Annotated in this window: 9 protein-coding genes; 5 read left to right on the top strand and 4 right to left on the bottom strand. The window is 70.7% G+C overall.

Features of this window, described 5'->3' with window-relative positions; all coding sequences use genetic code 11:
* Positions 1–136 precede the first annotated feature (136 nt).
* The 3 genes from AS594_RS33475 to AS594_RS33465 all read left to right on the top strand — a co-directional run bounded on the left by AS594_RS33475 (position 137) and on the right by AS594_RS33465 (position 4,393).
* Positions 137–589, top strand: coding sequence for a hypothetical protein (locus AS594_RS33475; RefSeq protein WP_141743731.1), 453 nt, complete (start codon positions 137–139; stop codon positions 587–589).
* Complete coding sequence (locus tag AS594_RS47340) at positions 586–3,510, top strand: tetratricopeptide repeat protein (protein WP_069935704.1); 2,925 nt, start codon at positions 586–588, stop codon at positions 3,508–3,510. The genes AS594_RS33475 and AS594_RS47340 overlap by 4 nt, the downstream gene beginning before the upstream one ends.
* A 163-nt stretch (positions 3,511–3,673) precedes the next feature.
* Positions 3,674–4,393: a hypothetical protein gene (locus tag AS594_RS33465; RefSeq protein ID WP_141747188.1), complete on the top strand. Its 720-nt coding sequence runs from the start codon at positions 3,674–3,676 to the stop codon at positions 4,391–4,393.
* 37 nt (positions 4,394–4,430) lie between these two features.
* On the opposite strand, the gene AS594_RS33460 is transcribed toward AS594_RS33465, so the two are convergent.
* The 4 genes from AS594_RS33460 to AS594_RS33445 form a co-directional block, all read right to left on the bottom strand.
* Positions 4,431–5,402 carry a hypothetical protein gene (locus AS594_RS33460; RefSeq protein WP_107393247.1) on the bottom strand — a complete coding sequence of 324 codons (972 nt, stop codon included), beginning with the start codon at positions 5,400–5,402 and terminating at the stop codon, positions 4,431–4,433.
* 447 nt (positions 5,403–5,849) lie between these two features.
* Positions 5,850–6,128, bottom strand: coding sequence for a GlsB/YeaQ/YmgE family stress response membrane protein (locus AS594_RS33455; RefSeq protein ID WP_069774872.1), 279 nt, complete (start codon positions 6,126–6,128; stop codon positions 5,850–5,852).
* Between the two features lie 299 nt (positions 6,129–6,427).
* Positions 6,428–8,848: an ABC transporter substrate-binding protein gene (locus AS594_RS47605; RefSeq protein ID WP_167368070.1), complete on the bottom strand. Its 2,421-nt coding sequence runs from the start codon at positions 8,846–8,848 to the stop codon at positions 6,428–6,430.
* 355 nt (positions 8,849–9,203) lie between these two features.
* Entirely contained in the window at positions 9,204–10,223 is a 1,020-nt protein-coding gene (locus tag AS594_RS33445; RefSeq protein ID WP_069931965.1) for a helix-turn-helix transcriptional regulator, read from the bottom strand.
* A gap of 136 nt (positions 10,224–10,359) precedes the next feature.
* On the opposite strand from AS594_RS33445, the gene AS594_RS33440 reads away from it, so the two are divergent.
* Both AS594_RS33440 and AS594_RS33435 read left to right on the top strand, forming a co-directional pair.
* Positions 10,360–10,755: a RidA family protein gene (locus AS594_RS33440; protein ID WP_069774875.1), complete on the top strand. Its 396-nt coding sequence runs from the start codon at positions 10,360–10,362 to the stop codon at positions 10,753–10,755.
* Between the two features lie 398 nt (positions 10,756–11,153).
* A complete protein-coding gene (locus AS594_RS33435; RefSeq protein ID WP_069935702.1) occupies positions 11,154–13,430 on the top strand; it encodes a serine/threonine-protein kinase in 2,277 nt (758 codons plus the stop codon).
* Positions 13,431–13,821 lie beyond the last annotated feature (391 nt).

The raw sequence follows: 13,821 nt of genomic DNA, 5'->3' as shown, positions 1-13,821 counted from the left end.
CTCACACCTGCCGATGTCGCGCTCTTCGGGGCGTCCCCGCCTGGGCGCTGCATCACCGACCAGAAACCCGGCTCGCCGAGATGCAAGTTGTCCCGAACTCGGCGCGCATCGGCGCGAGTCCGGTCATCATGGGCAAGTGAACGGATCGATGCGCGTGTGGGCGTGGGCCGGAGCCGTAGCCGGTATTTGCGTCGCGGTGGCCCTGGTGCTGGTCGCCGTTCTGGTGGATCTCGACACTGGCGACCGAGTGGCGAGCGTCGTGGGGGCGGTGGCCGGTCTCGCCGGATGCGCGGTGGCCTTGGTCGCCCTCCTCCGGGAACCCGCGGCCGACGCCGAGCCCGGCATCGACGCGTCGGGCGAACGGGCCGTGGGCGTCGGCGGCGGCGTACGGGGAATCGTGTCCACCGGGGACAACGCCGCGTTGCGCGCGCCGGATGCAGGCCCGCCCCCACCACCGGCCGGCACACCGAGCCCGGGGCCGAGCCCGAGCCCGGGGCCGGTCAGCGCGCCCGGCGACCGCGCGATCGCGATCGGGGGCGACCTGGATGGCATCGCGTCGACCGGCGACGCCGCCACGACACCCCCGTGATCGAGGCGTCGCCCCCCGTACCGGAGCGCGGCAGGGAGCTTGACGCCGAAGACGGCCGCACCGAAGCCCACTGCTCCCAGGCCCGCAACTCAGGGGCCGCCGCGGCGACGACGGGCTCGGGGCCCGTCCAGGTCACTGCCTCGGGCCGGCGTGCGGTCGCCATCGGCGGCGACAACTTGGGCATCGTGTCGACCGGCGACGGGGCCACGATCCACCTGGAGATCCACCCTTACGGACCCGCTCCCATGGCACTGGCCTCCCTGCCCCCGGTACCGGCCGGCTTCACGGGCCGGGACGAGGAGCTGGCCGTCCTCAGGGACCTGCTCCGGCCGGCCACCGGTTCCGGATGCGCTCAGGTGACCGCCCCCCGTGACGGGAGGGCTGCCGACGACGACGTACCCGAGCCCGTTGCCGTGGTGGTCGCGGCGGTGACAGGCACGGCGGGCGTCGGAAAGACGTCGCTCGCCGTGGCCGCCGGCCACCTCGCCGCGCAGCGGGGGTACTTCGACGCCTTCCTCTTCATCGACCTGCACGGGTACGACACCGCGCCGGTCCTGCCGACCCAGGCCCTGGACGCGCTGCTGCGCTCCCTCGGCGTCGAGGACGCGTACATTCCGCCCACGCTGGAGGAACGTGCCGCCTTGTACCGTTCCCAGCTCGATGCGATGGCCGCCGGTGACTCGTCCGTGCTGGTGATCGCCGACAACGCCTCGACGCCCGAGCAGGTCCGCCCCCTCCTGCCGGGCAGCGGGTCGCACCGGCTCCTGGTGACGTCCCGGCACACGCTGCCGACCCTGGGCGCCCGCCTCCTGGACCTCGACGTCCTCACCCCTTCCAGCGCCCTGCGGCTGCTCGATACCGCCCTGCGCATCGCCGACCCGGCCGACACACGCGCCCTTCGCCAGGAAGCGGACGCCCTGGACGTCGCACGCCGCTGTGGGCACCTGCCTCTGGCTCTTCAGATCGCCGCGGCTCTCCTCATCGCCGACCCGCAGCAGCACTTCGCCGAGCTCGCCGCCGAGCTCGGCCGCACCACCGGCCCCCTGGATTACCTGGACGACGGCGAGCGCGCTCTGCGTTCGTCGTTCGATCTGTCCTTCCAGTCGCTGACCGAGCCGCAGGCCGACACTTTCCGGCGACTGGCGCTCAGTCCCGGGCCCGACATCTCCACCGCCGACGCCGCGCTTCTGCTGGAACGTGACGACCGGGAAACCCGCGCGCTACTGGCCGCCCTCACGCGGGCACACCTCCTCGTCCGGGGGGCGGTGAGGGACCGGTGGCACATGCTCGACCTCATCCGTGCCTACGCCCAGGAACTGGCCGCCGGTCACTCCACGACAACGGCCACGACAACGGACGTCTACCGCCGGGTCCAGCGCCTGCTGTTCGACCATCGCGCCGCCACCGCGAAAGCGGCCGACGACCACCTCAAAGCGCTTACCGGACAGCCCGTGCCGGACGCCTTCGCCGGAGAGCGGGAGGCAATGGACTGGCTGGGCGCCGAGCGGACCAACCTCCTCGCCACCCTCGAAGCGGCCCACCTGCTCGGCCACCACGACGTCGCCTGCCGTCTCCCGCGGCTGCTCGCCGAGTACCTCGAACGGGGCCGGTACGTCGACGACTGGGTGGCCGCGGCCACCACCGCGCTCGCTTCCGCACGCGTCCTCGCGGACCGGCGGGGCGAGGCAACGGCCTGGATCTGTCTGGGGGCGGCCCTCGACGCAGCACGACGGTTCCACGAGGCGGCCGAGGCCCACCGGCAAGGTCTGCGCATCAGTCAGGAGGCGGACGACCGGGAGCTCGAAGGCGTGGCCTTGAGCAACCTCGGCTGTGCGCTGCTCGAACTGGGCGAATACGAGGAGGCGGCCGACGTACACCGGCGGGACCTGGCGATCTGCCAGGAATTCGACGACCTGCACGGGGAGGGCAAGGCATGGCACAACCTCGGCAATGTGCTACGCCACCTGAGACGGTTCGACGAGGCCCTCTACGGCCACCGGCATGACCTGCGCATCTGCCAGTCCCTCGGCGACCGGCGCGGTGAGGGGGCGGCGTGGCAATGCCTCGGCGTCGTCCTCTCCGAAGTCCGCAGGTTCGACGAGGCGGTCGACGCCCTTGAGGAGGCCCTGGCGCTCTTCGTGGCGACCGAGGACAGATTCGCCGAAGCCGGTGCGCTGACCGACCTCGGTATCGTGTTCCGCGAGATGAGACGGTACGAGGAGGCGGCCGAGGTCCACCGTCAAGTCCGGGCGATCTACGAGGAGTTCGAGGACGATCACGGTGTGTCCTGCGCATGGGGCAACCTCGGCAGAGCTCTCACGGGACTGGGTGAGTTCGAGGAGGCGCTGGACGCACACCGACGTGACCTGAACATGCGTAAGGAAGCGGGTGACCGGCTGGGCGAGGCGCAGGCATGGTGCAACCTCGGCGTCACGCATGCCGCGGCCGGACAGTACCCCGAAGCCGTCGAGGCGCATCTGCGCGATCTGGCTCTCTGCTTGCAGGGTGAGGACCGGCCGGGCGAAGGCGCCGCCTGGAACGGGCTTGGCATCGCCTACGCCGGAGTCGGGAGGTTCGACGAGGCCGTTGAGGCCCACCGGCGTGACATCGCCATCTGCCAGGAGGCCGGAGACCAGTACGGCGAGGGCGTGACCTGGAACGACCTCGGCGCTTCCCTCACCGCGTCGGGGAAGTACGACGAAGCGGAACAGGCCCACCGGCGCGCCATCGGGCTCTTCCGGAGAACGAACGCTCCGTACGAGGAGGGCGAGGCGTTCGCGAGCCTCGCGGCGGCGCTGGCCGCGGACGGGCGCGACCAGGGCGCGGTCCGTGCCGCCTGGGAGGCGTCGGCCGCGGCCTTCACCACAGCGGGCGCCGCATCTGAGGCTGCCGCATCGCGGGACGCCGCCGCAGTGGCCTGAGCGGAGTTCCGCCAGCGCCAGGACCGAGGCCCGGCCCCGGTCCCGTCCGCGCCGCAGATCACCGCCCGGAACCGGGGTTCCTCAGGGGTGGAATCCGCTGGTGTCGGTGATCGCGGCCAAGTAGCCTCCGCCTGATCATCCGCACCGTTCCGAGGGACAGGCCATGCCGATACATGCTGTACGACGAGTCTTTGGCCTGCCGGCCCTGGTGGCGGTCGGCGCGCTGGCCGTCGTCGGCTGCGGGGCGGATCCCGGGAGGCCGGCGTCCGCGCCCGCCGCCGCGTCCCCCTCCGCTCCGGCTCCCGCGGGCCGCCCTCTGACCGCCGAGCAGTTGGTGGCGGCCGCACTGCCGGGCGAGGAGAGCCCGGACGCGTACGGGCACCCGGTCTTTGAACGCAAGTCCCGGGTCAACGACCCGAGATTCCAGCCGTCCGACCCAGCCTGCGGACCGACGCTCGCAGCCGCCCGTGCCTGGCAGAACTCCAGCCCGGCCCCGGCGGTGGCCCAGCAGACGTTCAACTGGAAGGGCGACATCTACGGCGGCATGTCGATCCTGGCGTCGTACAGGGGCATCGGTGCGAAGGAGGCGTTCGCGCAGGTCAGCGAGGGACTGAAAACCTGCCGGTACTACGAGATCGCCGCCACGAGGTACAAGGGCACGGTCACTGTCGCCCCAGCCCCGCGGCACGGGGACGAAGCGGTGCAGTTCGAGGTCACTGCCCCCACCGATTTGGGTCCGCACGTGAACCAGTTCACGGTGGTCCGTGTCGGGAGCGTCGTAGTCACGTTCACCAAACTGTCGGTCGGCGGCCACGTCGTACGCGCCTTTCCGCCTGCCCTGATCGACCAGCAGGTCTCACTCCTCCAGCAGGCACAAAACTGAGGCCCACCCATGCCGTCAGCAGTTCAAGGCCGGTCTCTCAGCGGCGCCGGTGGCGGCTCCAGTACCAGAGCCCGCCGACCGCTGCGGATGCCGCGGCGAGGGTGATGCCGAGGACCGGCCAGCGGCTGTCGGCGATCCGCAGGCCGGTCAGGAAGACCATGGCGATCAGAACCAACGGCATGAGGAGAGAAAGGAGCGCGCGGAGTGCGGCCGCCGATGCTCCGGGTTCGGCTCGGAAGGTCCGACGGTGGGGGGCGGGTGCGGTCTCGGCAAAGTAGTAGGCGAGGACACGGTCCGCCAGGCGGGCGTCGGCGCGCCGGTAACTCACCGCCATGTACGGGAGCCAGACAAGGGGGGCGACCATCCCGACCAGGAACACCACACCGAGGAGCAGCCAACGCCAGGCGTGGACGACTGCCCGGCGTACGCCCCGGCCTTCATCCTGACTCTCTTCGCCCGGCGTGAGCACGCCAAGGAGGCGGGCCATGCGCAGGGTCACGTCCCACAGGGCCACCCATCGCCTCCAGCGGGCGATTGCGCGGGCGGCCCGTCCTCCGGCCGTCCGGACGAGCGCGTCCTGCGTCTGCCGGGTGTCCTCGTACACGCCCTGGAGGACGAGAAGCTCTCCGGCTCGGGCGCTCGCCGTAGGGTCGCGGCCGTCGAGGGCGGCCAGCTCCAGGACCGTACGAGTCTGGGTGAGGAGCGCCGCGCAGAACGCGACGGGAATGAGCACGAGGAACGGGCCGCCTACGAAGGCCCCCTCCGATACGACGGCCCGTCGGCCGCGGGCGACCACCCGGTCCCGGAGCTCCGCCTCGGAGGCGTCGGGGTGCTTCTGCCGCAGGCCGGCGATTGTTGCGGGCACGGCCGGACCGATCCGGCGGACGGCGAATTCGGCGAGGACTTCGGGGAGGTGCCCCGGATCGGCGACGACCGACGCCAGCAGCGAGCGTTGTGGCGAGGGATCCTTGGGGGAGCCCGCAGTGTTCGGAATCTCCAGGTGCGACACAGCCCGTATCTACCACGAATCACCACTAACTGGGCCATACGGGCGGTTCTCGTATCTTTCGTCGAGGTGCGACGCGCCCCCTGTCGCACTCATGCGCTGCGAGACGCTGTGGGCGGCCGGTGGGGCAGGAGGACGGTCGGTGGACGCCGGCCATGGCAGCACCCACCGCGCTGTCCGGACCGGCCGGGGCACAGGAGGGCAGGACGCTCGCGATGTGGGTGCGGTCCCTTTGAGCTGGTTACGTTGGGGTGGCGGCAGTCGGTGGCAGCAGAGAAGGATCGTCGGTTCATCCAGTCCACACCGCTGCTCGCCGCCGCAGCTTGACGCGGCCGTGGCCGTGGCCGGTGTTCCTTCACTTGGTGTCCGGCGGGCCTGATGCGCGCAGCGACGGAACGGCTCCGCCCTCGGAGAGGGGGAGCCGTTCCGCCCGGCGTATGAATTTGTCGCTCAGGCGTGGCTGTGGCGGCGCTTGTTGCCGGTGATCAGACGGTAGAGGGCGAGGAGGATGACGGAGCCGATGATGGCGGCGATCCAGGTAGACAGGTCGAAGAAACCGTCGATGGAGTCGACGCCGAAGATGACCTTGCCCAGCCAACCGCCGAGCAGGCCGCCCGCGATACCGATGAGCATGGTGATGATGATGCCGCCCGGGTCCTTGCCCGGCATCAGCGCCTTGGCGATGAGGCCCGCGAAAAGCCCGATGAGAATCCAAGCAAGAATGCCCATGACGCGTCTCCTACCTCGATGAATAAAGTCGGTGTTAACAACCGTCTTCACCGCGCGGAGGTTTCCAAACGTCCCCATCGCTTGATCATTTCACTTGCGGAAGGTGCTGGACGGGCAGCAGGTGGACCGGTCGGCAACGGTCGAAGAAAACGTGCGGGCGGGCCGGGACCCGACCCGCGATGACGAGGAGACCAGCCACGTCACCTCCGAGCTGTTGCGACGATCCCGCGCAGGCGGTCAGGCGAGTCATGGCGCCCCTGTGCCGAAGCTGCTGCCGGGCCGCGTCACCCCGGCGGGCGTCAGCGAGTGGCGGGTCCGCTCGTCACTGTCGCCCAGCTGCCATCGTTCACCGCGTACACCGTCAGCCGGCGGTTGACGGTGTCGCCGGCCTCGTCGAAGGCGACGCGGCCCGTGACACCGTCGAAGGCCACCCGCGCCACGGCTTGCGGCAGTTTCGCCCGGGTGTCGCGGGGAAGGGTGCCGCCGTTGGCCGCCACGACTGCCTTCACCGCCTCGATGAGGGTCCAGGTGGCGTCGTACGCGTGGGGGCCGTACCAGCCGGCCGCCTCCGGGTACCCCGCCTTCCGGTACCGGGCGAGGAAGTCGCGCCCAGCCGCCGACTCCTCGGCGGGTACGCCGATGTTGGTCGCGAGGTCGCCCTCGGCCTTCGGGTTCACCGTGAGGTACTGCTGGTCGAAGATGCCGTCGCCGCCCATCAGGGGGACGTCCACCCCCGCCTGCTTGAGCTGCTCGGAGAGCGGCGCTGCGGTGTCGTAGTAGCCGCCGAAGTAGACGGCGTCGGCGCCGGAGGACCGTACCCTCGCCGCGAGGCCGGCGAACGCGCGTTCCGCAGGGTCGACCTGCTCGGTACCGACGACGGTCCCGCCGAGCTTCGTGAACTCGGCCGTGAAACCGGAGGTGAGGGCGATGCCGTGGGCGCTCGCGTCGTCGACCACGTAGACCTTGGTTTTCTTCGCCTTGCCGTGCAGGTACCTGGCGGCGAACGGCCCCTGGTCGACGTCCGTGGCGACGGTGCGGAAGTAGGTGGAGTACGGACGGGACTTGGTGCCCGCAGCCCAGTCGGGGCCCAGCGTCAGCTCGGGGTCCGTGTTGCCCGGTGACACGTTGACCACGTCCGCCCGCGCGAGCGGTGCCACCAGGGTCCGGGCGACACCGGAGTTGAGGGGGCCGACGACCCCCAGCACCTTCTCGTCGGACACGAACCGGGCGGCGTTGGTCTCGCCCCTGGCGGGGTCGGCTCCGTCGTCCAGGGCCTTGATCTCGAATTTCACGCCGGGGACGTGACGGGTCTTGTTGGCGGTCCTGGCCGCCAGGTCGGCGGAGTTCCTGATGCCGACGCCCATCGAGGACAGCCCGCCGCTGAGCGGTGCGTCCACCCCGATCAGCACCGTGACGGAGGAGGCCCCCGAACCGCTGCCGGCCGCCCCGCCACCGCCGGGTGCGTCATCGTCACGGGTGAGGGTCCAGGTCAGAACGGAGCCCGCGGCCAGCGTGGCCAACGCCGTGCCCAGGACCGCGAGGCGCCAGGTGAGGGCCCGCCGCCGGGAGGACGCCCGCTCGCCGTGCTCAGTTTCGGCCGTCGCCCCGAGTGTGACCGGGTCCTCGGCCGGGGGTACGGGCTCGGGCGGGCCGGTCGGCCGGTCCGGCACGGGGAGCTGCGGGGTGCCGGCGGCGGACCCGGGGTCCAGGACCGTGGGGGTCTGCGGTGACGGCGTCGTCGGAGCGGAAGCGTGCTCCGTAGCCGCGTCCGGTGCCGGTACGGGGGTCGCTCTCGGATCGGGCTCGGGCTCGGGTTCGGGTTCGGGAGTGGGTTCGGGTTCGGGCGCGGGCTGGTGCCCTGGCCCGTGCCCGGCGGACGCGTCGGCCCGGGGCAGGCAGGACCGCAGCACGGACGCCAGCATGTCGGCCGCTTCCGCGGCGCCCACGCGCTGCGCCGGGTCCTTGGTGAGCAGCGCGTCCAGCACGGGCGCCAGCGGACCCGCGTGAACCGGCGGCCGGTGCGGGCGCGTGAACACGGCCACGGCGAGGGCGTGGAGCCCTTCCGCATCGAACGGCGGGCGCCCCTCGACGGCGTGGTAGAGCGTGGCGCCGAGCGCCCACAGGTCGTTGGCGGGGGTCGGGCGCTTGCCCTCCAACTGCTCCGGCGGCATGTACTGCGGCGTGCCGATGACCATGCCGCTGTGGCTCAGCTTGGTCGTGGCGTCCGCGAGGTGGGCGATGCCGAAGTCGGTGAGGACGACGCGGTCCTTGGTCAGGAGCACGTTGTCCGGCTTGATGTCGCGGTGGATGATCCGCGCCCCGTGCGCTTCGGCCAGCGCGTCGAGCACGGCGGCGCCGATTTCGGCCACCCGCCGCACGGGCAGCCGGCCCCGGCTGCGGATGGCGGCGGCCAGGGACTGCCCGCGGATCAACTCCATGACAATGACTGGGGCGCCGTGGTGCTCCACGACGTCATGGATGGTGATGATCCCGGGGTGGCTGAGAGTGACCGCTGCGCGGGCCTCGCCGGTGAACCGCCGGAGCAGGGCGGCGCGGTCGCCGTCGTCCATACCTGGCGGGAAGAGGATCTCCTTGACGGCGACCTCACGTCCGAAGAGCTGCTGGTCGACGCCACGCCAGACCCGGCCCATACCGCCCTGGCCGATGCGTTCGACGAGCTGGTACCGGCCGGCGACGAGCTCGGGATTTTGCGCGGTCACGCGCACACTCTAAGTCCCGCCGAGCCGATCAGGTGACGGAACGATGACTTGATCACGCCCATGGTGACGAGGGCACGGTGGCCTGGGGTCCGCAGATCCACACGGAGCGGCGATAGGGCGCGAGGCCGGGTTCCGTACGACGATGCCGAGCCTGGCCCGGGGGTGTGATGGCTGATCCCCCGGAGCCCGTACCGTGCTCGACTCGGGGTCAGGTACCCCGGGCTGCCGGGTCGGTGGCCAGGTTCCCGCAGCTCATCAGGCAGCTCATCATGCACAAGATCACCCGACACCCGCAGCCCCTGCCAGTGGCAACTTCTGCCATCGGCGACCTCGACCGCCAACCCCTGCACGCCACTCATTCCGAAATGACTGGCTGGTCCGCTGAGTTGGCTTCTCGCTCTCGGGACGCGTCTTCGTAGCGAGTGACAATCGCGGCGGCGCGGCTGCGCAGGGAGGTGCGCAACGACTGCGGGGACAGGGCTTCCGCGTCCGTGCTGAGCTGCCACAGCGCCCATTCGGCATGCCGGCAATCTTGGAAGGTCGCCTCCAGCCGCAGCCAGCCGTCTGCGTCGGATTCCTCTGCCCGGACGGCCAGCGCGGTGTCCAGCAGGTCCTCCCGCCGCGCCGGGTTCACCCGTACCAGCACGGTCATGTAGTCGCCGCCGGAGAGGAACCGCGCGGAGCGTTCCCGCCAGATCCGGTCCAAATCGACATGGCCCGGCCGCTGCGCGGCTTCAGGGAGCTCCTCGGCGGCCAGCACCCGCGAAAGCCGGTAGGTGCGGTCGGAGCCCGATCTCGTGGCCAGCAAGTAGCCCTGGTCGCGTACGGTGACGAGGCCGATCGGGTCCACTGTGCGCCACTGTGGTGTCCGACCTGTGGCCGCGTAGTGGATGCGCAGCTTGTGTCCGGCGAGCACCGCGCGCCTGACCTCGATCATTGTGGTGTCGGGTACCTGCTCAGTGACCAGCCGGCGTGAGAGCAGGTCGGTCTCCGGGTCGACGAGGAATCGCTGGGCGGCGTCGCTCGCGGTGGCCCGGTGGCTTTCAGGCAGCGCGTCGACCACCTTCCGCATCGCCGAAGCGAGCGCCGAGCCGAGGCCGAATACCTGCTCGCCGCGCGTCGATCCGGCGGTCAGCAGGGCGAGGGCCTCGTCGTGGTTCAGTCCGGTGAGCTCGGTCCGGAAACCGGGCGACAGCACGAAACCGCCGTGCCGGCCGCGTTCGGCGTAGACCGGGACGCCGGCCGCGGACAGCGCCTCGATGTCGCGGAGCACCGTGCGGGTGGATACCTCCAACTCGCGGGCCAGCGTATCCGCAGTCAACCGACCGCGCTGGCGCAGCAGTAGCACGAGTGAGACCAACCGGTCGGCGCGCATGCACGAACTTTATCGAAATACATGACTGAGGGTGTCGTGAATTGTTGGGAGGCTCGTTGCCGCGACGTCAAAGCCGGCAGTTGCCGAGCCGATGGACGCACGTAATCCCGATGAATCGAATGGAGCTGTTGTGGCAGTGGAACGAACGGCGGTCAACCCCGTTACGTGGTCGGTGGAGATGGGGTTCAACCAGGGAGAGGTCGTCTCCGGGCACACCCGGACCCTGTACATCTCCGGGCAGACCGCCATGAACGCCGATGGCAAGCCCCAGCATGACGGCGACATGCCGGCGCAGTTGGCGCTGAGCGTCGGCAATCTGGAGGCCGTGCTCGGCGAGGCCGGCATGTCTCTCGCGCATCTCGTCCGGCTCAACGTCTACACGACCGATGTCGATCTAGTCTTCCAGCACTACGGCGTGCTGGCGGCGCGGTTGGGCGCCGCCGGGGTGGCGCCGACCACCACGATGCTCGGGGTGACGCGGCTGGCGATCCCCGGCCAGATGGTCGAGCTTGAGGGAACCGCCGTCGCGTGATGCGACTCGCCGCCCTCCTGCTGACCGGGATTCGCACACAACGCCCTGGTCGTCGGCAGGTACAACCTGCTGCCCGACGACGACCAGGGCGGTCGCGCTGCTGCGGACATGGCAGCGCCGCCCATACCCCTGGCCGAAGAAGTCGACCCCGTACGTGGGCGTGGTTACGGGTCCCTGGCGGGACGGCTTTCCGGTGCCCGCACCGCCGGCGGCTCCCTGCGAAGCCTGGACAGCAGAGGAAGGGCCCACCGGGTCCTCCCCCCAACCTCCCAACCCCACCAGCTCACATCACCCCCACCAGCCCCACCAACATCACCTGTTCAAGGCTCCCCTACTGTTGGCTGCCGACAACGGCAACAGCAAAACGCGCAGCGTGCGCGAACGGGGTGAGGGCGGCCATGGAGCCACTACAGTCGGACGATCCGCGGGAACTGGGAACCTACCGACTGCTGGCGAGACTCGGCGCCGGTGGCATGGGCCGGGTGTATCTGGCGCGCTCTCCCGGTGGTCGTACCGTCGCGGTGAAGGTCGTACGTCAGGACCTCGCCACCGACCAGGCGTTCAGGCAGCGGTTCCGGCACGAGGTCGACATAGCCAGGGCCGTGTCCGGCCGCTACACCGCGCCCGTGGTCGACGCCGCGCCCGACGCCCCGCTGCCGTGGCTCGCGACGGCGTACGTCCTGGGGCGCGACCTCACCGACGTCGTCGCCTCGCACGGCGCCCTGCCCGAACCGACGGTGCGCGCGCTGGGCGCGGGGCTCGCGGCCGCGTTGCAGGAGATACACGCCGCCGGGCTGATCCACCGCGACCTGAAGCCGTCGAACGTCCTGCTCGCGGCCGACGGCCCGAGGGTCATCGACTTCGGCATCGCGCGGGCGGTCGACGGAAGCCGTATGACCCAGACGGGAGTTGTGGTCGGTTCGCCCGGCTACATGCCGCCGGAGCAGGCGCTCGGCAGGGACGTCGGGACGGCGGGCGACGTGTTCTCGCTCGGCGCGGTGCTGGCCTTCGCCGCGACCGGCCGCAGTGCGTTCGGTGACCTGGCCCCGGCCGCGATGCTCTACCAGGTCGTCCACGAGGAGCCCGACCTCGCCGGTGTGCCGCCGATGCTCACGGGCCTGATCCGTGCCTGCCTGGCCAAGAACCCGGCGGCCCGGCCGAGCCCGGCGGAGATCCTCCAGTCGTTGGCACCGGGCGGTACGGGCGAAGTCCTCGCCGACTGGCTCCCCTCGGCGGTCTCTTCGACGATCGCGACGCACGCCTCCCGCATCCTCGACCTGGACACCCCGGCACAGGGCACCACCCCCGCCGCCTACGGCCCGCCCCCGACAGTCCTGGACGCCTCGTCCCGGAACCACCCGGCCCAGCAGCCGACATCCACCCAGGACGCCGCAGCCCCTCAGGCTCCGACGACCCCACAGGCGCCCACTTCCACCGGGTTCCCTGCCCCCTCCCGCCGCCGCTTCCTCGGCCTGGCCGCAGGCGGCGTCGCAGGCGTGGCCGTCGCCGGCACGGGCGGTACGTGGTGGCTCACCCGCGACGGGAGCAAGAAGAAGCCGAAGGCCGACGGCAAGGACGGCGAGGCCACGAACAACGCCGAGCCCGAGGTCTTCAAGACCCCGCCGAACGGCGTCGCCCCGCAGCCCCTGTGGCACAACCAGGCGGCGAGCCTCTCCCGCAACTACGACGTGCCGCCCCGGGTGTTCGGCGACTCCTTCCTGGTGCTCGGTGACACCACTGCGGCGTACGACGTCAGGACGGGCAAGCGGAAGTGGGCCCGCAAGGAGATCAGCGGGCCCGCCGACACGCTCACCGTCTCCGGCAACACGCTCTTCCTGCCCGGCCCCGACTACGACGGCACGGTCATCGGCTACGACATCCGCACCGGCAAGGAATCCTGGCGCACCAGGCTCGGCGGCAAGATGGACGGGGAGGTCCAGGTCGCCGCGGTCGACGACAAGCGGGTGTACGTCGTCGCCGTGCTCACGGACGACGACATCGACAAGCGCCTGAACGCCATCGCGGCCATCGACATCCGCACCCGCGAGATCGTCTGGCAGGAACAGCGCGACGAGGGTACACAGGACGACATCGCGCTCACGGTCGGCGACGGTCACCTCATCTACACTCACGGCGCGATCGACGACGACCTGAAGAACCTCACCGTCCGCGACGCGCGCACGGGCACACAGCGCTGGAACCGCAGGATCGCCGACGACGAGGTCCAGCCCACCATCTTCGGCGGCATGGTCTTCCTCGGCGGCGAAAACCTCCTGCGCGCCGTCGACCTGAAGACCGGCCGCGACGTGTGGAAGCTCTCGCCCAACGGCCGTCGCGGCTTCCACCGGCCGTCCGTGCTACGGGGAGTGCTGTACGTCATGGACTACGACCGGGGGGTCTGGGCGATCGAGCCGAAGACGAGCAAGAAGATCTGGATGAGCGAGGAACTGGGCAGCCGGGAGTTCGGCGAGTGGATGGTCCGTACGGACGACTCGCTCTACATCGCCTCGTACTTCGAGCAGGGCGGCGTCTACGCCCTTTCGGCCAAGGACGGCTCGTACCGCTGGAACTACAACGACGGCGTCAAGGACGACGGCGAATGGCAGATCACCGAGGCGGGCAGCCGCCTCCTGGTCTCCCACGCCGACCACCTGTACACGCTTCCGGCGGTCTGACGTGCCTGTGAACTGACTGCCGCGTCAGTTGGGTTGGGGCTGACGCGATCACACCGCACTGCCGGCCGGGGGCGTCGTCCTGCGGCGGGCGGGCGTCACCGAGGTCGGCGAGGGTGGCGTGGACATCTCGCTCGCACGAGCAACCGGCGCAGGAATTCCGGAGCCGTACCCCGCCCGCGCCCCCGTCGGCCACGCACGGCCCGGGACCTTGCGTGACAAACAGATGCCGCTAATGTCTCCGCAGGGTACTCGGAATGAGCGTCGGGCCTGGTGAGTGGGGTGTTACGCTTCGAAGCGCCTTCCCCTTCTCTTGCTGACACTTGTGAAGGTTGATGCAACGGCCCCTGCTTCGGCGGGGCCGTTTGCTTGTCCGCCGGCACATACCCGCGCG

It is taken from the genome of Streptomyces agglomeratus, from assembly GCF_001746415.1.
Classification (GTDB): Bacteria; Actinomycetota; Actinomycetes; order Streptomycetales; family Streptomycetaceae; genus Streptomyces; species Streptomyces agglomeratus.
The sequence above is the reverse complement of the archived record's forward strand: the minus strand, read 5'-3'. Positions and strand labels throughout refer to the sequence as shown.

Excerpts from the sequence above, each read along its gene's own strand:
- AS594_RS33435 (WP_069935702.1), top strand. The coding sequence starts at position 11,154 with ATGGAGCCACTACAGTCGGACGATCCGCGGGAACTGGGAACCTACCGA.
- AS594_RS33445 (WP_069931965.1), bottom strand. The coding sequence starts at position 10,223 with ATGCGCGCCGACCGGTTGGTCTCACTCGTGCTACTGCTGCGCCAGCGC.
- AS594_RS33455 (WP_069774872.1), bottom strand. The coding sequence starts at position 6,128 with ATGGGCATTCTTGCTTGGATTCTCATCGGGCTTTTCGCGGGCCTCATC.
- AS594_RS33465 (WP_141747188.1), top strand. The coding sequence starts at position 3,674 with ATGCCGATACATGCTGTACGACGAGTCTTTGGCCTGCCGGCCCTGGTG.